Consider the following 17,976-nt stretch of genomic DNA (forward strand, 5'->3'; position numbering starts at 1 on the left):
AAAAAGAGAGAGTGATTAAAGCGTCAGCTAACTAGTTTTGCAACCAGCCTTTTATACGAACATTACTGCCCCGTACTAGCATCTGCCAACAGCTGCTGACCGACCCAGTGACGACTAAACTGATAAGCGACTCGGCCCGAGCGGCCACCACGGCTTGAGGCCCATTGCAAGGCATGGAACTGCGCTTGCTCATCCCACGGCATGGCTTGTTCTGTCAAATAATGCTGCACGATATCGAGGTAAGTCGCTTGATTCATAGGGTAGAATGATAGCCATAAGCCAAAGCGATCCGATAGCGATACCGTCTCATCAATGGTCTCATAAGGATTTACCTCATCGGTCTGACCGTTATAAATACTGACGTTGTCTTTCATCAGTTGCGGCAATAGGTGGCGACGGTTACTGGTAGCATAAACCAGCAGTTTATCTTGCTCAGAATCGAGCGCCCCATCCAGGACACTTTTTAGGCTGCGATAGCTTTCATCTTGCCCGTTAAAGGCGAGGTCATCACAATAAATCACGTAGCGGCAAGTATTATCAGCTGGCAGCTGGCGAATGGCGGTACGAATCTGGTCCAGCACATGCAAGTCATCACGAGCAATCTCGATTACCCGCAGACCCTTATCATGCAGCTCATGCAAAAGAGCGCGTACTAACGATGATTTACCTGCACCGCGCGTTCCGGTCATTAATACGTGGTTGGCCGGATAGCCGGCAAGGAACTGCTGGGTATTTTGCAGTAATTTTTCCTTTTGCGTATCAATACCTAATAGGTCGGCTAATGATAAATGCAGATGCACCTCGATAGGCTCAAGTCGCCCTTGACGACCGCCCACCCAACGATAGGCCAACTGCTCAGGGTCTAAAGTAATAGGCATAGGCACGTGTTGGCGCAGGTACTGGGTTAACAGCGTGGTTAACTCATTAGGAAGTGATAGGGTGTGGGTTGCATCAGTAGAATTAGTCATAGCAGCGAGAGAGCCTTGGTCATGCGAGGGTAATAAATACGAAGTCAAAATAGTGCCAGTTATCGAGAGGGGTTGCAAGGTAGGTATTTCATATATCGTAAGATATAGTCTATCTGTGCCACCATTCTCGGCTATTGTGCTTATTGTTAAGGGTATGAGCTACAGTATAATCCTAAGGGGTGCCGTCATCACTATAAAATATTGAAAGAGGCCATAATTTGATGCGAAAAAACGCTGAGCACGCCATCGGTAAAGCAGCCATAACCCAGCTTGTCGGGCAGGTGCATGCATTAGCTGAGCAGTATCACTGTCATAGTGGCCGAGTACAGCGGTTAAGTTATGACATCAATAGCGATATAGCCGCCAGTGTCATAGTTGCCGATTCTAATAAATGCTCAATGCAGTTACAGCGGCTGCAAGGGCTGAGCCTAGCGCAGCATCGACCCTTTGGGGAAGTGGTTTTGAAGTGGGAGCTGTGTTTAGCTAAGCAAACAGACAGTAATCCGGAAAATCATGAGTCACAAATTGTTGATTCGTCTTCGCTAATCCATGAAGGCAAACTCTTACAACAGTTAGCGGGTAGGGGATGCAGCCCAGCGCTATTACAAACTATCGAAGAGGAAGTCGTTTTTTTAGAGCACAACTGGCATCTGACCATATTGGTACTGCCTTATTATCCGCTCGGTAGTCTTAAAAATTATATTAAGAATAATGAGCTTACTCAGCCACAAAAAATTGCAGTATTACTAGCAGTCGCCCAAGCCGTCTTAGCGCTACATCAAGCTGGCTGGAGTCATGGTGACATTAAACCTAGCAACTTATTAATCAAAGCTGATCAATTAATAATGGCTGAGCCACCCGACTTACAACTGCTGTTAAACGACTTTGCTTTAGCTGAGCCTATACCGACTTTATCACCAACCTTTCCTAGCACCTCAACTACCTTAACCTATCCAAAAGGTACGCCGGCTTATCTGGCACCGGAGTGTTGGCAGGGGCAAGGGTTATCTGTGCAAAGTGATATCTATGCCTTTGGCGTTATGATGTTTGAAGTATTAACAGGGGAGAAGCCGTATCAGATTGAGCGAGGCACCTCTGACTCGCAAGAGAAGCTATTGCATCAATGGGCCGTCGCACACTGTCAACAGCCTATACCAAGGTTGCCTACTGAGTGGCAGGAGTATCAACCGATACTAGATAGCATGTTAGCGAAGAGAAAAGCCCAGCGCTTGACAGAAATAGTAGAATTTATTCGATTAATGGAATAGGCCTTTTTATATCAAAGTGTTAAGCTATGATTTTGTTAGATTTATCGGTCATAGTGAGGAAGTGAAATGAAATACTGGTCAGGGTTTTGCATAGCAATTTTGATGATGGCGCCAGTCGCCCAAGCCAACGCACAGAATACCCCTTGCTCAGGAAAGATGGGCGGGGTCTCGCATTGCGAGAATGGTAAGTTTGTTTGTAAAAATGGCAAAATTAGCCAGTCAAAGAAGACCTGTGGTTAATTAGGGTAGGCGGCTAGTCGCTACGGCCTTAGTTAATAATGTTTTAGTGACTAATATTTTGCCAAATAAGAAGCCACCGAAATAGGTGGCTTTTTTACAGGTCATATTTTTTAGCTCAATGATTTTAGTGATATTATCACTGATAAATCTATTCAGCGGTAACTATTTAATTTCCAAAGTATAATTAACGATTTCAGCGCGGCTAGAATTTGCCATAATCTGGTCATACCTCATAAGAAAGCTAACACTTTTAGGAACGTAATGAGCAATAGCAATAGCAATAACAATAACAGCAGCAATAACCATACCCTCGCCTTTATAACCGTCGTTTTGCTCCTATTAGGGGCAGTAGGTTATACCATCTACAATAAATCTACGGCTGAGCAGTCAGTTGCGATGCCTGAGATGGCGCCTACTAATAGTTTGATGACCACCAATGAATCCGCTGAAGAGGCTTATAGACAGGAAGAGGGTGATAATAATGCAGGTACGGTCCAGAACACCGCAGCTATTACTGGAAAAGTAGTGAACGTGAACACTAATGCAGAAAAAAAGACCTTTATCAAAGTAAAAAGTTTCACGGATCAACGCGACTATACGTTGCTGACTAGCTTAAATCCTGAACTGGTAGACATCAGACTTGGCGATATCATTAGTTTTTCAGACAGTCTTAAGAAGAGTAGCAACAACGCCTATTATTTTATCAATAAGGTCAGCGACTATAATATCGTTGAAAAAAGTAGTGGGGGCGACACCAATGTTGGCGAGGTTGCTATTGCTGATATTCAGTCTGATATGGAAGGCCGTGACATCGTATTAAACGGCGTTATTTCAGACTTAACGACCAGTAAGAAAGGCCATACTTTCTTTAAAATAACAGACGCAGGACAGAGTATAGACGGGGTCTTATTTAATTCTGAAACTAATGAATTGGCAGATCGTCTCGCCTTATTAAACCAATATAATGACACCTCTAAAAAGGTGACCTTAGCAGGTAAGGTAAGTGTCTATAAAGGTAAGCTGCAAATCATCGTGGCCAAAGTCTATAACTAAAATATTGCTGAGTTAACAATGCCTTTTTCCTTACTGTTGCTGATTTATCTGTTATTTGCTTTTATCACTCATGATAAATTTGAGCTACTGCCCTTGCTAATATGCGCGCTCGTGGGGCTGATATGTGGCTACTTTGACTACAACCGTTATCTCGTTGACAAAAATATTGTGCCGATAGTTTGCCTACTGACGGTGATTTTATTCAGTAGCCTTTACATTGTAGATTTTGATTTTAATGTGCTACTGGTTGTTGTGGCTTTCGCCGCTTTAAGCATTGGCGCTGTGACCAGTATTCTGTTTCATTCGACATCGAAGCTTGAGAAAAGAGGCGCTGAGCTGCAGGCCATGATGGATCAAAATATTCAGACCATATGGGAGCTCAATAATAAGAATAGCCAGTTATCCAGCCAAAATACGCAGCTTGAAATTAATCTAGATCATGTTGCCAATCAGAAAAAGACCACAGAGGATGAGTTATTGTCCTTAGTGGCAAGCACCACATTAATGACGGCTAATCTCAAAGAAATTAGCCAATCTCGCCAAGATTTGGAGGGAGAGAAAGCACGCCTCATCCTTAAAGAGCAAACATTAAATGAAAAGATAGCCCAGCAAAAATCAGCCAATCATACCAGCAATACCAATGCGATTGCTGAGGGGCTAAAAAATGAGCTACAGAGCACTCGTAAGGCGTTACTAGACAATGAGCAAGAAAAGACTATTAATGCCGAAAAGCTGCAACGAGCACAGCACTCTTTAAATGTGCAGACGGCGGAGAAGGGTAAACTAGAAGGGAAGATTCAGGATATATTAACAGAACAAAAAGCCTTGATAGCCAGTACAGCAGCGTTAAAAAAAGAAAAAGACACGATTCAGAATAGCTTGCAGACTGTGCAAAACGAGATTAATTTTCATAAAGCGACTAATCAAAAGAATGAGCAAACGATAGCCAGTTTATCTTCGGAAAATAGAAGGTTGCGGATCAATGAGGACTTTTTAAACAAATGGTTAGAGACTGAGATTCTATTGATTAAGCATGCTTATCCTTCTAATGCTAGGACTCCATTAGCCTTAATCAATCATTATAATGCCATTGGCAAAATAGACCGCGCTTTACGAGACGATTTGCACGACTTAAGAATGAAAAGAAACGAGAAAAGCCATCAGCTGAATACGAAGATTTATGAGCAGGATGTTAGGAAGGCCGAAGACTGTTACAGCAGATTATTAATGTGTCTGAGCTGATGGAAGGCTGACTGCTAATGCTATAGTGTAGATAGCATAAGTGTGAATGTCATGGCTCAAAGCAACTTGCAAAATAAGAAGCCACCAAAATAGGTGGCTTTTTTAATGTGTAAATTTAACGGGGTACAAGTCTAATAGTGGCTAACAGCCAACCTTAAATCGCAGACAATAAAAAACCCGCTAATAAGCGGGTTCTTTGAATTCGGTTGAGAGTTACTTATTTGGTAATCTAAGTTAAAGAATATTAACTCAAGATGGTGGGGCTGGAGAGACTCGAACTCTCACACCTTGCGGCGCCAGAACCTAAATCTGGTGCGTCTACCAATTCCGCCACAGCCCCGATTCTTGATTTCTCTAACTGAGTTAGTGCGTCTCAGTGGTTGGCTATTATATAGAGTTTAAAACTCTTGGCAAGTCTTTTTTTAAAGTTTTTCTAATTTTTTTTAAATTAAAGCAATTTCTTGGCGCTAGCAGGGTCACTACTATGCTCTAACCACTCAAATAGGGTCTCTTCGATGCTGTCTAAACTTCTTATCCGTGCCCATTGCTCGGTAGTATCCCAGCCTTCTTGTGCTCGCTGTTGTCGTTGGCGCTGTGAGTATTGTTTGTAGTGTTGCACTGCCGCAATCAGCAGGGCGATATCTTGTGAATCAAAGTCTGCCATAGGGTCTCTCCCAACTTTAGCCACTGGCTAAAACGATAAAGAGCTAATCTCTACCGCTTTACTGTTTTTAGCTCAATGAGTTTGTTGAGCTTAATGAAGCTAATCGTAGCATAAATGACTAGCCAACACGCTAGCCTGCAGACATTTAGCGGCTAGTCTATATTTAACTGCTTGAGCTTACGCGTCAAAGTATTGCGGCCCCAGCCTAGTAGCATCGCCGCATCGCCTTTACGGCCTTTAGTATGGGCTAGAGCTACTTTTAACAGTATGCGCTCAAACTCAGGGGCGGCCGCTTGCAGGATTTCAGTTTCGCCATTAGCTAAGGCGTGGTGTGCCCATTGCTCAAGCGCTTGCTGCCAAGTCGGCTCGCCTATAGTGCTACCGAAAGTATAGGTAGAGGCTATAGCATGAGTATTATTTGAATGGGCTCCCTGACTGTTGGCATAAGCCGTATCAGTAGACTGCGAAGTTAAGTAAGGGTTTTTGTTATCAGCGTTATTAAGGCTATTAGAGCTATGAGCACTAGGTTGAGTACTCTCCGCGATATAACCGCCTTGCTCGTAGTTATCCGCGCGATGCTGATCTGCTAGCGGGTTAACAGAGTGACCAGAGCCTTGTTGTGAGCTGTGATTAAGCTTGGCAACGAACTCAAGCAATTCAGGTGGCAGGTCTTCTGCTAGTACCGTATCGCCGGTAGCCATAACGGTCAGCCAGCGGCAGACGTTTTCTATTTGGCGCACATTTCCTGACCAATCAAAGGCTTGCATGATAGCTAAGGCCTCAGGAGCAATATATTTTTGCTCCGTATCCATCTCCTGTGCCGCTCTGTACATAAAGTGGTTGACCAAATCGGGAATATCTTCGCGGCGTTGGCGTAGGGGCGGTAATGGCAAACGAATCACGTTAAGGCGATAGAATAAATCTTCACGAAATTTGCCCAATTTCACCAAATTTTCTAAGTTTTGATGGGTCGCTGCGATAATACGCACGTCTACCTTGATAGGTTTTTGTCCACCAACGCGGTAAAACTCGCCATTGGCCAGTACACGCAGCAATCGCGTTTGCGTACTAAAAGGCATATCGCCAATTTCATCTAAAAATAGCGTACCGCCGTTAGCCTGCTCAAACCGACCTTGGCGCATGGCAGCAGCACCGGTGAAAGCCCCTTTTTCATGGCCAAACAGCTCGGACTCGATCAAATCGTGCGGGATTGCCGCCATATTTAGCGCGATAAAAGGGTTGTTGCGGCGTGGGGAGTGTTGGTGCAAAGCATTGGCGACCAGTTCTTTCCCGGTTCCTGATTCGCCCGTGATCAATACGGTAATAGGAGAATGTGACAAGCGACCGATAGCGCGAAAGACCGTTTGCATGGCCACAGATTGCCCGATGATACCATTGGGGTTGCCGCTAGTAGCGCCATTGGTCATAGGGGTAGCTTGACTAGGAGCACGACTGATAGAGCTGCTGTGACTGTTGGTCGTCTTAGTAGGTGCTTTGGCGCGTGGTCTAGCCGCCACCGAGGTAATGGCCGTGCTAGAGGGATGTGAAGACGGAGTATTGCTGCGTACTGAGGAGCCGATAGCATTAGGGGAGACCGTGACCTTATTGGTGGTAATAGCTTTCTCCGCCGTATCGTTAGGCAGGCTTGCTGTTATTTTAGACTGGTCATTTGGCTTATTTCCGCCGACATTGCCTATAGAAGCGCTAGACAGAGTAGGAGTGCCTGTAATGGCCGCACCATTAACGCCAGTCCTAGGTTTAATGGCCTTTTTCACCACCGCTACGGCATCATCTAAATCAAAAGGCTTGGGAAGGTAATCAAAAGCACCCGTTTGATAGCTGTCTACCGCAGATTGTAAGTCGGAATGGGCAGTCATAATAATGATGGGCAACTCAGGGAAGTTTTTATGCACCCAATCACTAAAAGATAAACCATCCATTAGCGGCATACGAATATCCGTCAAAATGACGTCGGGCAACTCTGAGCGGTCACCACTATGAAGCACATCATTCAGTCGCGTCCAAGCTGCTTTCGCTTGGGTAAAGGAGACTACCGTCATCTGCGCATCACTAAAAGTATCGGCTAGGATGAGGCGCAACGCTGGGTCGTCGTCAATCAGCCATAGCGTACTTTGGGCTGCGCTAGTGTCTGGGGCTGTGTCTACAGCTTGATTAAACTCTGGGCGGGACATAGGCGCTCCTTGGTATCAGGCGAGCTGACGGATATTAAAATTTAAAAAATATAAAAAGTAAGTAATAATTTTATAATGTTAATTTAGCTGTTTTTATTGTCTGCGCGCTACTGACTAAACGGTAGATACACCGTAAAAGTAGTATGACCAGCGCTAGAGACCACATCAATCGACCCTTTATGGCGACTAATCATATCTTGCACTAACGCCAATCCTAAGCCGGTACCGTTGGCGCGACCGGTTACTAACGGTAAGAAAATTTGTCCCACCATAGTAGGGTCGATGCCGCCACCATTATCATGAATATCAATTTTTAACACCTGCTTATGTTGCACACTGCCGATGGTATGTTGGAAGGCGACCCGAGTTTGTAGCATGATTTTAGGCACATAGTCGGCGGGCTGCTCTTGCTCGAGCATGGCTTCACAAGCATTATTAATCAGGTTTAAAAACACTTGAATGAGTTGATCTTTATCCGCAGTCAGCTCCGGCAGTGATAAATCGTAATCGCGCTCGATGATAATAGCGGGGTGCTGACTGTGGGTTAGGGTCAGTACATGCTCTAAGGGCTCATGAATATTGACACTCTGCCAGTTCGCCAACCGGTTAGAGCCGAGCATTTGCCCGATAAGATGGGTTAGGCGATCGGTCTCAGAGATGATAATACCGGCATAAGTACTGATTTTGGTGTCAATACTGCTATCAATAATCGACAGCTTATCTAATTGTTTGCTCAGCAGCTGAGCGGCTCCGCGAATACCAGCCAGTGGATTTTTCACTTCGTGAGCTACGGCGCGTAGCATTTGCCGAGCGATGGCATGCTGCTCTTGTTGGCGTTGTTCTTGGCTGATGCGACTTTGGCGGTTTTTTTCCCACAGTTCAATCAAAAAGTAATCTTGCCCCTCATGGTCGACAGGGGTCACGCTATAGTCGACTAACACGCTGTGCGAGAGGCCAAAAATATGCTGATCATGATCCATAAAAGGTTGCTGATAGACCAAAGCATGGCGAAACTGTGCCGTTAATGGATCAGTCGGCTGCTGATGGGAGAGCAAGGGTTGTGAGCTTGCCGTTGATGTTGATAAAGTAGTAAGGCCATTAGTAGTGTTAAGCGCCTGGAGGTTATCGTTGCTCGCTGGACTAGTAACTGCCGAGTTATGGGTCGGCAGCGGATGCTTGCTATAAGGGCGTAATAGCTCAAACACACTGCGACCGCGCAGGCGAGCTTGACTGGCTGAAAATAACTGCTCGGCTTGGGTATTGGACCACTCAATATGACCACTAGCATCTGTCCATAAAATAGCCGTAAATAAATGCTTATTTATTAAGGCAAAATTGACCTCATCGTTTTGAGAGGCTGCGTTAGTGGTGGGCTTATTAATAGGTGGCGGCTTTGGTGAACGAGACACCATAAGAGGACGGACTCCTAATGAAAAATGAAATGAGCTCAATGCGCTCAGTAAAATGCTTTAATTAAGCTTAATGGTCTTAGCTGGTGCAAGTTCAGTACCAAGTTATCAGTACTAGGTCAGGCGTAATATAGGAACGGTTATGGGGCATTATTCAGGATTAATAGCGGTAAAAAAGCCACTAATAGCGGGGAAAATACTAACATAGCCCAAATTTGCACTACTATAGTGCTTAATATATAACATTATGGTGCATGCACTATAGAGTTGTTATTATTAATGAGTTTAGTTTTTTAGATAAACGGTAGGATAGGGGGCTATTAGTCAATCTATTAGTCGGCTGGCTACTGTCAGTAAGTCTTTTCTGTTAGGCATCCCTAACCATCCTTAATTACCTCTAATTATCCCTAATCACTGTTGCCACTAGATGCTGATCAATAAAACGCACGCTGTTATAACACAGTCAGGCAAAGACACCTTGGCTCATGCTGATTTTATTCATTGTAATTTCATTAACTTGGCCCTATAGCTATTTATACTGGTAACCCTAGAGTAGGGTGACGCTACAAGGGGATTACTGGTGATTTGGACAAAAAAAACGTACAATGCGCTCAGCCAATTTATAGCCAACTTATCGTAAAAGGTCCGCCATGCCCTCATCTTCTGTAAAGCCGCAACCCGTCACTGCACTGCCAACGGATGCCAGCGCCGATACTACTCCATCTGCCCATGCTGCTGCGGCTCATACAGTCGAGTCAGCCGTCTCCCTATTCAATCCTGCAGCTCGTCCAGCTCAAGCCGCCAGTACTATGCCGAAGGCCAGCCAACACAATATCTATAGCGGTCTCAACAGTGCTAGTGCCAACAGCGCTAATAAAAACAGTGCTGATGAGCCAGCGGCACCTTACCATCATAAAGCCAATCATAACCAAAACCGTAGCATTGGCCAAAGTGCTGCCAGCGCTCAAGAAGGTGCTTTAGACAATACGAAGACGCTAGCGCCAAAAGTAGGCTTTGTCTCTCTAGGTTGCCCTAAAGCTTTGGTCGATAGTGAGCGCATTATTACCGCCCTGACTAAAGAAGGGTATCGGGTCGCCGGCGACTATGACGGTGCCGATTTAGTCGTCGTGAATACTTGCGGCTTTATTGAGTCCGCAGTGCAAGAGTCGTTGGATGCTATCGGGGAAGCTTTAGACAAAAACGGTAAGGTTATCGTGACCGGCTGTTTGGGTAAAGATGCTGAAAAGATTCGCAACATGCATCCTGCTGTCCTTTCGGTAACGGGTGCTCATGCTTACGATGAAGTCATCAGAGCTGTCTCACACCATATGCCCATGCCGGCAAAAGACAAGCTTATTTATGATCCAAAAATCGACCTTATTAATGAAGCGGGTATTAAACTCACACCCGGTCACTATGCCTATCTAAAAATTTCTGAAGGCTGTAACCATCGCTGTACTTTCTGCATCATCCCAAGCTTACGCGGTGATTTGGTCTCGCGTCCTATCGACGAAGTGATGAATGAAGCGATGGCACTGAAACGGGCCGGCGTGAAAGAATTACTGGTGATTTCACAAGATACCTCAGCCTATGGTCTAGACCTTAAGTACAAAACTAGCTTTTGGAATGGGATGCCCATCAAGTCGAAGTTCTATGACATGTGCCAAGCTTTAAACCAACTTGGTATCTGGGTGCGCTTACATTACGTGTACCCGTATCCGCACGTGGATAAAGTGGTTGAGTTAATGGGACAAAATAAATTATTGCCGTACTTGGACATTCCATTACAGCATGCCAGTCCTAGCGTGCTTAAAGCCATGAAACGCCCTGCGCATAGTGAGAATACCTTAGCGCGTATTCATAAATGGCGTGAGACTTGCCCTGAGATTGTCATTCGCTCGACTTTCGTAGTGGGCTTTCCGGGTGAGACCGAGGCAGACTTTGAGTATTTATTAGAATGGCTCAAAGAAGCGCAATTGGACCGAGTAGGCTGCTTTACTTATTCGGAAGTGGAAGGCGCGGTGGCCAATGATTTGCCAAACCCTGTCCCTGAAGCGGTTAAACAGCAACGTTATGACCGCTTTATGGCGTTACAGCAAGAGATTTCGGCACAAAAACTGCAAAATAGAGTCGGCACGACTATGCAAGTCTTAGTCGATGAGATTGATATAGAAGAAGGCATTGCCATCTGCCGCAGTTACGCTGATGCGCCTGAAATCGACGGCCACGTCTATGTTGATGAGATTGACGCGCGTGTCCAACCAGGTCAGTTCTTAACCGTAACGATTGATGAAGCGAGCGAATACGATTTATTTGCTACTTTTGCTGGCTAAACTTGAAGGTCAACCAAGCCCGCACACTATTTTGCCAAGTAGCGAATGGGCCGTTGACGTTTCCCTGTGCATTTACACGTTAGATTTTGCTACAATTAGCGCAATTTAATCCTTATTTATTTTTTATTTCTTTCGCTAGTCGGTAGCTTATTGTCTATCTACTCATTCTAAAGGTATTCGTATGTCTAATAAAAATCCCCGCTATGCACGAATTTTGCTAAAACTGTCTGGCGAAGCGCTGGCGGGCGGCAAAGATATGGGCATTGATACAGCAGTATTGGATAAGATGAGCCTGTCCATCGCGCATCTATGTGGTCTGGGCGTGCAAGTGGGTATCGTCGTCGGTGGCGGTAACTTATATCGCGGCAGCCAACTGCAAAAAGAAGGCTTGGTCGGCCGGGTGACTGGCGATCAAATGGGCATGTTAGCCACAGTTATGAACGGCTTGGCCATGCGCGATGCTTTAGAGCGCCGCAACGTCAAAACCCGCTTGATGTCAGCCTTGCCAATTGGGGAAGTGACAGAGAGTTATAGCAGCCGGAATGCGATTCGCTACCTGAATAATGGCGAAGTGTGCATTTTCGTAGCGGGCACAGGCAACCCATTCTTTACGACCGATACCGCAGCTTGTTTGCGTGGTATCGAAATCGAAGCGGGCATTATTCTCAAAGCGACCAAAGTCGACGGTGTCTATGATAAAGACCCGAGCTTACATGAAGATGCCAACAAATATGACAGCTTAACCTTTGATGAAGTGTTAGAACAAAAGCTGGGCGTTATGGACTTAACCGCTATCGCCCTATGCCGTGAGCACGATGTGCCGCTACAAGTCTTCGATATGAACAAGCCAAACGCTTTATTGAATGTGTTAATGGGTGAAAATGAAGGCACACGTGTCTTTCATTAATTCCCGTTTCTAGGTCAACCCTGTTATTCTTAACAGTATCCTGATTAACCGTGTATTTATCACGTATATTTATTATAAGCAGCATTGAGGAAGCAATCCCATGATTAATGAAATTAAACAAGACGGCGATGCCCGTATGCAAAAGACCATTGAAGCGTTAGAAAACGCTTTTAGCCGAGTGCGTACTGGCCGAGCTCATCCCGGTATGTTAGCGAGCGTGATGGTCAGTTACTATGGTGCAGACACGCCGCTAAACCAAGTGGCTAGCGTCAACGTTGAGGACTCACGCACTTTGTTGGTGCAGCCGTTTGAGCGCACGATGGTGCAAGCTGTAGATAAGGCCATCCGTGAAGCAGATTTGGGCTTAAACCCAATGACGGCTGACGTGATTCGCGTACCGATGCCAGCACTAACGGAAGAGACACGCCGTGATATGCAAAAGCTTGCGCGTTCTGAAGCTGAAAATAGCCGCGTGTCAATCCGCAACGTTCGTCGTGATATGATGAATGATGTGAAAGACTTGGCTAAAGAAAAAGAAATCTCAGAAGATGACGAGCGCCGCGCTAGCGATGATATTCAAAAAATGACCGATAAATATATCAGTCTGATTGATAGCAAGCTTGAGAAAAAAGAAACGGAACTAATGGCCGTATAGGTCTATGGCTAAGTTTGGCAATGACAGCCTTAGTGAGTGATTGAAGAACTGGACTCCGGCAATGCTCATTTGTTGGAGTGCCAGTTTTTTATTAAGTGGCAGTTTTTATTAAGTACTAGTTTTTTATTGAGCACTGTATTGGGGAAGTTGCAAGCACTGGCTATTCTCTTGCCACAGTGGTGTTGCTAAAGCTATCCTCTAAGAGATAAAAACGGGGCGTCGTTTAAGCTTACATTTAGCAAAGATACGACAAAGTATTTTTATCAATACTGGGGCTTAACTGTAAATTAATCCTAGTTTTATCAATATTATAATGGCTCTAAAATGCTTAAAGAATTAGATGTAGAAGTTAAGCCGCAGCATATTGCTATCATTATGGATGGTAATAATCGTTATGGTAAGACGTTGGGTATGGCGAAAGGCCAGGGCCATGTGGCAGGCAAGAGTGCGTTAGATCCAATCGTAGAGTACTGTCGCAGTGTCGGTGTGCAGGTCGTTACCGTATTTGCTTTTTCTAGTGAAAATTGGCAGCGTCCGCCAGCAGAAGTAGCGTTATTGATGCGCTTGCTCGAGGCAACGATTCATGAGCAGTTGCCAAGGATGAAAAAATACGATATTCGCTTGCGTTTCATTGGCGACCGCAGTCAGCTCGATGCTAATTTACAAGCTTTAATGGCGGATGCCGAAGCAAAAACCGCCAATCATACGGCGATGACCTTGGTTATTGCGATTAGTTATGGTGGCCAGTGGGATATTGCGCAAGCGGCTAAAGCTTTGGCGCAGCAAGTCGCTGAGGGTAAAATAGCCGTTGATGATGTCAATGAGACCACACTCGCTAGCCATTTAGAGCTTGCGGATGTACCGGCAGTAGATATGCTGATCCGTACCGGTGGTGAATACCGCTTTTCCAACTTTTTATTGTGGCAAAGTGCCTATGCCGAGCTGTTTTTTACAGACACGCTTTGGCCAGAATTTAAACCTGAAGAATTGGCAGAGATGCTAACGGCCTTTAGTCGGCGCCAACGCCGCTTTGGCAAAACTAGCGAGCAAATTGAAGCGGATCCCGCTATCAGTAAAAGTTCAGAGACAGCGAGTACGCCGCTTAACTAGCCAGACAGAGTCACCGTCGACACTGTTAAGACGGACACTCTACTGGGCTTAAGCGCAACCGCTCCCTATATGTAATATTTTGATAAAGGTAACGCGAATGTGGCAACGAATCAAAACCGCCATTATCCTCATAATAATAGTAGGGGTGGCCTTATTTGCTAGTGAGTCGCCCATTTTATTCGTGCCTTTATTGGCCGTAGGGGTCACGATTGCGGCACACGAGTGGACTAAGCTGATGCCAAGATGGCGGCATCCGCCGTTGTTCGTCGCAATAGTCTTAGTCATTACTTTAGTCACCTTATTGTTTGAGGTAACTTGGGTAGCGTGGTGGGCCGCTTCGGTCGCTATTTGGTTAATGGCCTTATCGTGGGTCACTCAGTTTCCTGTTAAGACCAACTGGTATGGTAAAAAATTAGGCTTGATGGGATTAGTCATTTTGACTGGGGCCATCACGGCCATGTTCTACCTCTGGCAACTCTCGCCATGGTGGTTGATGTATGTGTTTGTTTTAGTCTGGTGTGCAGACAGTGGTGCTTATTTTGTCGGGCGCAAGCTGGGCAAGCGTAAGATGGCACCGAATGTCTCTCCCAATAAAAGTATGGAAGGGCTGTATGGCGGTTTAGCCACGGGCTTGATAGTGGTATTAGGGATTAGTCTCTTTAAGCTGCATTTGACAGGGGTGACCTTAGTGGCCTTTATGGCGCTATCTGGCATCACGATTCTGTCCTCAGTATTAGGTGATCTCTTTGAGTCCATGCTCAAACGCCGTGCTGATGTCAAAGACTCGGGCACTATTTTACCGGGGCACGGTGGTATATTAGATCGTATTGACTCTCTGCTTGCGGCCACGCCCATATTTGCTTTAGGGTTTTGGATATTGCAGCAAACGGGTCTATTTGTCTTAGTTTAAAAACGCTGAGTTATGCTATTAAGTTAGCCTATTTTAGCTTAGCGGCCTTTTAACCTAGCGCTCTTTTATAGTATTAATATTTATCTCATCAAATCTCGTACTAACAGGCAAGAATAATATGACGCAGCGCATTGCAGTATTAGGAGCGACCGGCTCGATTGGCGACAGCACGCTAGCGCTGTTAAAGGCGCACGCTGCGGATTATGAAGTCTATGCTTTATCTGGGCACAGTCGTTTAGATAAATTATTTGACCTATGTCAGAGTTTTCAGCCAAAACGAGTCGCCGTGCCTAGCGCTGAAGTTGATAGTTTTGCGCAGCGTTTGCAAGCCGCCAAGCTCGACATTGATGTGGTGGGTGGCGAAGCCGGTATCGTAGACATCGCGCAAGATTCGCAAGTAGATACGGTAGTGGCGGCTATCGTTGGTGCCGCAGGTTTGCCTTCTACGCTAGCTGCTGCCAAAGCAGGCAAACGTATTCTGTTGGCCAATAAAGAAGCTTTGGTGATGGCAGGCCCGCTAATGATGCAGGCCGTCAAAGACCATCAAGCCACCTTGCTGCCGATTGACTCTGAGCACAACGCTATTTTTCAGTGCTTGCCGCCCGTTATTCAGCAAGACAATACGCAAATTCATCAGCGTGAGCACGGGGTACGTAAACTGTGGCTAACGGCTTCAGGCGGGCCTTTTTTACATCAATCGTATGCGGATATGCAAAAGGCGAGTGTCGCTGCTGCAGTGAACCACCCTAATTGGACTATGGGACAAAAAATCTCTATTGATTCTGCAACCATGATGAATAAGGGGCTGGAGCTGATTGAAGCGGCGCATTTATTCGATTTGCCAGAGTCCAAGATTGAAGTGGTCATGCACCCACAAAGTATCATTCACTCCATGGTGGAGTATAGCGATGGTAGTGTGCTTGCTCAGTTGGGCAGTCCTGATATGAAGACCCCTATCGCTCATGCCTTAGCTTATCCCAAGCGTATAGAAAGCGCGGTGCAGCCGTTAGATTTATTTGACTTGGCGGCCTTGGAGTTTATGCGCCCTGATTTAGATAAGTTTGTTTGTTTGCGCTTGGCCCGTGAGGCTATGCAATCTGGCATGCTAGCGACTATTGCACTGAATGCAGCAAATGAGATAGCAGTGGCGGCGTTCATAGACGAGCAAGTTAAATTAACGGACATTGCCTTGATTAATGAGCGGACTTTGGACAATATGGCGCAGCAATCCTTGCAAACGCCTGGCCATATTGATGAGGTTATCGCTATTGATAAAATCGCCCGTAAGGTAGCTGCTGCGCAAATCCAAACCCTGTTAGCTTAAGTTGAGAGCATCGTTATTGTTGTAACCCTAATGCTGAATAGCGCTGCTAAAAGTAGTGCGATTACAGAAAAGAATTAGTATGCTAAAAGGTTATACCCACATAAACGGCATCATAACAGGTTGAGGTAATTATGGGATTTTCACTTACGGTACTAGCGGCTATCGCAGTATTAGGTCCGTTAATTGCCCTACATGAGTGGGGACATTACATCGTTGCACGCTTATGTGGCGTGAAAGTGTTGACCTATTCGATTGGTTTTGGTCCCAAAATTGCGGGCTGGACCAGTAAACGTAGTGGCATCGATTACCGTTTGTCTCTGCTACCTTTAGGCGGCTACGTCAAGATGCTCGATGAGCGCGAAGGCGAGGTGGCGGACGCTGAAAAGCACTTAGCTTTTAATACGCAGCATCCGCTAAAGAAAATCGCCATTGTAGCGGCGGGCCCTATTATGAACTTCTTGATTGCCATCGGGTTGTTCTGGGTCTTGTTTTTGACACCATCTGAGCAGTTGGCGACGCGGATTGGCTCGGTATTGCCGAACACGCCAGCGGCAGCAGTAGCCATGTCAGCAGGCGATAAAATCGTTGCAGTAGATGGGCAAGCGGTGCAGACTTGGGAAGAGATTAACTATCGCTTAGCCAATCGCATGGGCGAAGCGGGGACTATCGCGGTCAGCGTACAGCCTTATAGCGACAGCGTTAATAAAAGTGATAACGTTAATAATCAAGCAGCCGCTGCCACTGCGCAAACTTATAACTTACCCGTCAGCGACTTTATGCAAGGCGCAGATAAAGGTAAGGATGCTATTAGCAGCTTAGGAGCGATCCCTTGGCAACCTGAGATTGCCCCCATCATTGGTGACTTAACGCCAGATGGAGCCGCCAGCCGCCAAGGCATGTTCATTGGCGACCGTATTACCGCTATTAATGGCCAAGCTATTAATGACTGGGTGAGTGCGACGCGGATTATTAAAGACAGCCCTGAACAGTTGCTTAAGATCTCAGTCCTACGGGATGGGCAGCCAGTAACTTTAGAGATTATGCCGCAAGGCAAAAAAGATACCATGGGCAACCAGTATGGGCAGATTGGCGCTATGGTAGTCGCGCCGGAGATTACTGTGCCTGACGCGTATAAGACCACAGTTGAGTATTCACCGGCTATGGCGTTAGTGAAGTCGTTCCAAAAGACCGAGCAACTGGCGGTGATGACGGTCGCTTCGATGGGTAAAATGATTACTGGCAAGATTGGTATTGATAATCTATCAGGGCCTATCACCATTGCCAAAGTTGCTAAGCAAAGTTTTGATATTAGCTGGGAGATGGTATTATCCACCGCCGCTTTAATTAGCTTAAGTTTAGCTGTGTTGAACTTATTGCCGATTCCGGTATTAGATGGTGGGCATATCTTGTATTATGCTATCGAACTGATTCGCGGAAAACCGGTCTCAGAACAGATGCAAATTGTGGGTATGAATATCGGCTTGATATTAATGGCTGGTTTTATGATATTAGCGATTGGTAACGATATTAGCCGGCTGTTTTAGCATTTGGTTCAGTCTTCAGTTTGGCATTGGGTCTGGCACTCTAATTTAGCAGAATTATGAATAGTGACCCCAGTTTTTCAGTACAATAGGTTTTTTTAGTAGCCTAAGTTTTTAATAGCCTAGTTTTCAATAGCACTGTTTTTCAGTGCGGCAAGTT

15 protein-coding genes and 1 tRNA gene are annotated in these 17,976 nt (G+C 45.6%); 11 read left to right on the top strand and 5 right to left on the bottom strand.

Features of this window, described 5'->3' with window-relative positions:
* Positions 1-62 precede the first annotated feature (62 nt).
* On the bottom strand, positions 63-968 hold the full coding sequence (locus ACZ2XM_RS01310; protein ID WP_490587963.1) for an ATP-binding protein: 906 nt from the start codon (positions 966-968) through the stop codon (positions 63-65).
* 221 nt (positions 969-1,189) lie between these two features.
* Between ACZ2XM_RS01310 and ACZ2XM_RS01315 the strand changes: the two genes are divergently transcribed.
* From ACZ2XM_RS01315 to ACZ2XM_RS01330, 4 genes are all read left to right on the top strand, one after another.
* Positions 1,190-2,236, top strand: coding sequence for a protein kinase domain-containing protein (locus tag ACZ2XM_RS01315; RefSeq protein ID WP_490587962.1), 1,047 nt, complete (start codon positions 1,190-1,192; stop codon positions 2,234-2,236).
* A gap of 66 nt (positions 2,237-2,302) precedes the next feature.
* On the top strand, positions 2,303-2,476 hold the full coding sequence (locus tag ACZ2XM_RS01320) for a YdcA family protein (protein ID WP_490587961.1): 174 nt from the start codon (positions 2,303-2,305) through the stop codon (positions 2,474-2,476).
* Positions 2,477-2,737: 261 nt separating this feature from the next.
* Positions 2,738-3,529: an exodeoxyribonuclease VII large subunit gene (locus ACZ2XM_RS01325; protein WP_490587960.1), complete on the top strand. Its 792-nt coding sequence runs from the start codon at positions 2,738-2,740 to the stop codon at positions 3,527-3,529.
* An 18-nt stretch (positions 3,530-3,547) separates the two neighbouring features.
* Positions 3,548-4,771: a hypothetical protein gene (locus ACZ2XM_RS01330; protein WP_490587959.1), complete on the top strand. Its 1,224-nt coding sequence runs from the start codon at positions 3,548-3,550 to the stop codon at positions 4,769-4,771.
* 255 nt (positions 4,772-5,026) lie between these two features.
* Here the strand turns inward: ACZ2XM_RS01330 and ACZ2XM_RS01335 are convergent.
* From ACZ2XM_RS01335 to glnL, 4 genes are all read right to left on the bottom strand, one after another.
* Positions 5,027-5,111: transfer RNA gene (locus tag ACZ2XM_RS01335), tRNA-Leu, on the bottom strand.
* A 108-nt stretch (positions 5,112-5,219) separates the two neighbouring features.
* Entirely contained in the window at positions 5,220-5,435 is a 216-nt protein-coding gene (locus ACZ2XM_RS01340; RefSeq protein ID WP_490587958.1) for a hypothetical protein, read from the bottom strand.
* Between the two features lie 152 nt (positions 5,436-5,587).
* Complete coding sequence (locus ACZ2XM_RS01345; RefSeq protein WP_490587957.1) at positions 5,588-7,627, bottom strand: sigma 54-interacting transcriptional regulator; 2,040 nt, start codon at positions 7,625-7,627, stop codon at positions 5,588-5,590.
* Between the two features lie 107 nt (positions 7,628-7,734).
* Positions 7,735-9,039: a nitrogen regulation protein NR(II) gene (gene glnL / locus ACZ2XM_RS01350; RefSeq protein ID WP_490587956.1), complete on the bottom strand. Its 1,305-nt coding sequence runs from the start codon at positions 9,037-9,039 to the stop codon at positions 7,735-7,737.
* Positions 9,040-9,686: 647 nt separating this feature from the next.
* Between glnL and rimO the strand changes: the two genes are divergently transcribed.
* From rimO to rseP, 7 genes are all read left to right on the top strand, one after another.
* Positions 9,687-11,369: a 30S ribosomal protein S12 methylthiotransferase RimO gene (gene rimO, locus ACZ2XM_RS01355; protein ID WP_490587955.1), complete on the top strand. Its 1,683-nt coding sequence runs from the start codon at positions 9,687-9,689 to the stop codon at positions 11,367-11,369.
* Between the two features lie 181 nt (positions 11,370-11,550).
* The gene (gene pyrH, locus ACZ2XM_RS01360) at positions 11,551-12,276 is read left to right on the top strand and encodes a UMP kinase (RefSeq protein WP_490587954.1); all 726 of its coding nucleotides are present in this window, start codon (positions 11,551-11,553) and stop codon (positions 12,274-12,276) included.
* A 100-nt stretch (positions 12,277-12,376) separates the two neighbouring features.
* Positions 12,377-12,931: a ribosome recycling factor gene (gene frr / locus ACZ2XM_RS01365; RefSeq protein WP_490587953.1), complete on the top strand. Its 555-nt coding sequence runs from the start codon at positions 12,377-12,379 to the stop codon at positions 12,929-12,931.
* 324 nt (positions 12,932-13,255) lie between these two features.
* The gene (gene uppS / locus ACZ2XM_RS01370; protein ID WP_490587952.1) at positions 13,256-14,041 is read left to right on the top strand and encodes a polyprenyl diphosphate synthase; all 786 of its coding nucleotides are present in this window, start codon (positions 13,256-13,258) and stop codon (positions 14,039-14,041) included.
* Between the two features lie 97 nt (positions 14,042-14,138).
* Positions 14,139-14,951: a phosphatidate cytidylyltransferase gene (locus tag ACZ2XM_RS01375; RefSeq protein ID WP_490587951.1), complete on the top strand. Its 813-nt coding sequence runs from the start codon at positions 14,139-14,141 to the stop codon at positions 14,949-14,951.
* A gap of 118 nt (positions 14,952-15,069) precedes the next feature.
* Positions 15,070-16,275 (top strand): 1-deoxy-D-xylulose-5-phosphate reductoisomerase, encoded by a 1,206-nt coding sequence (gene ispC, locus ACZ2XM_RS01380; RefSeq protein ID WP_490587950.1) that lies wholly within the window; start codon positions 15,070-15,072, stop codon positions 16,273-16,275.
* A 131-nt stretch (positions 16,276-16,406) separates the two neighbouring features.
* Complete coding sequence (gene rseP, locus ACZ2XM_RS01385) at positions 16,407-17,819, top strand: RIP metalloprotease RseP (RefSeq protein WP_490587949.1); 1,413 nt, start codon at positions 16,407-16,409, stop codon at positions 17,817-17,819.
* The last annotated feature ends 157 nt before the right edge of the window (positions 17,820-17,976 follow it).

Source organism: Psychrobacter sp. CoH-33_TS_01 (assembly GCF_058189395.1).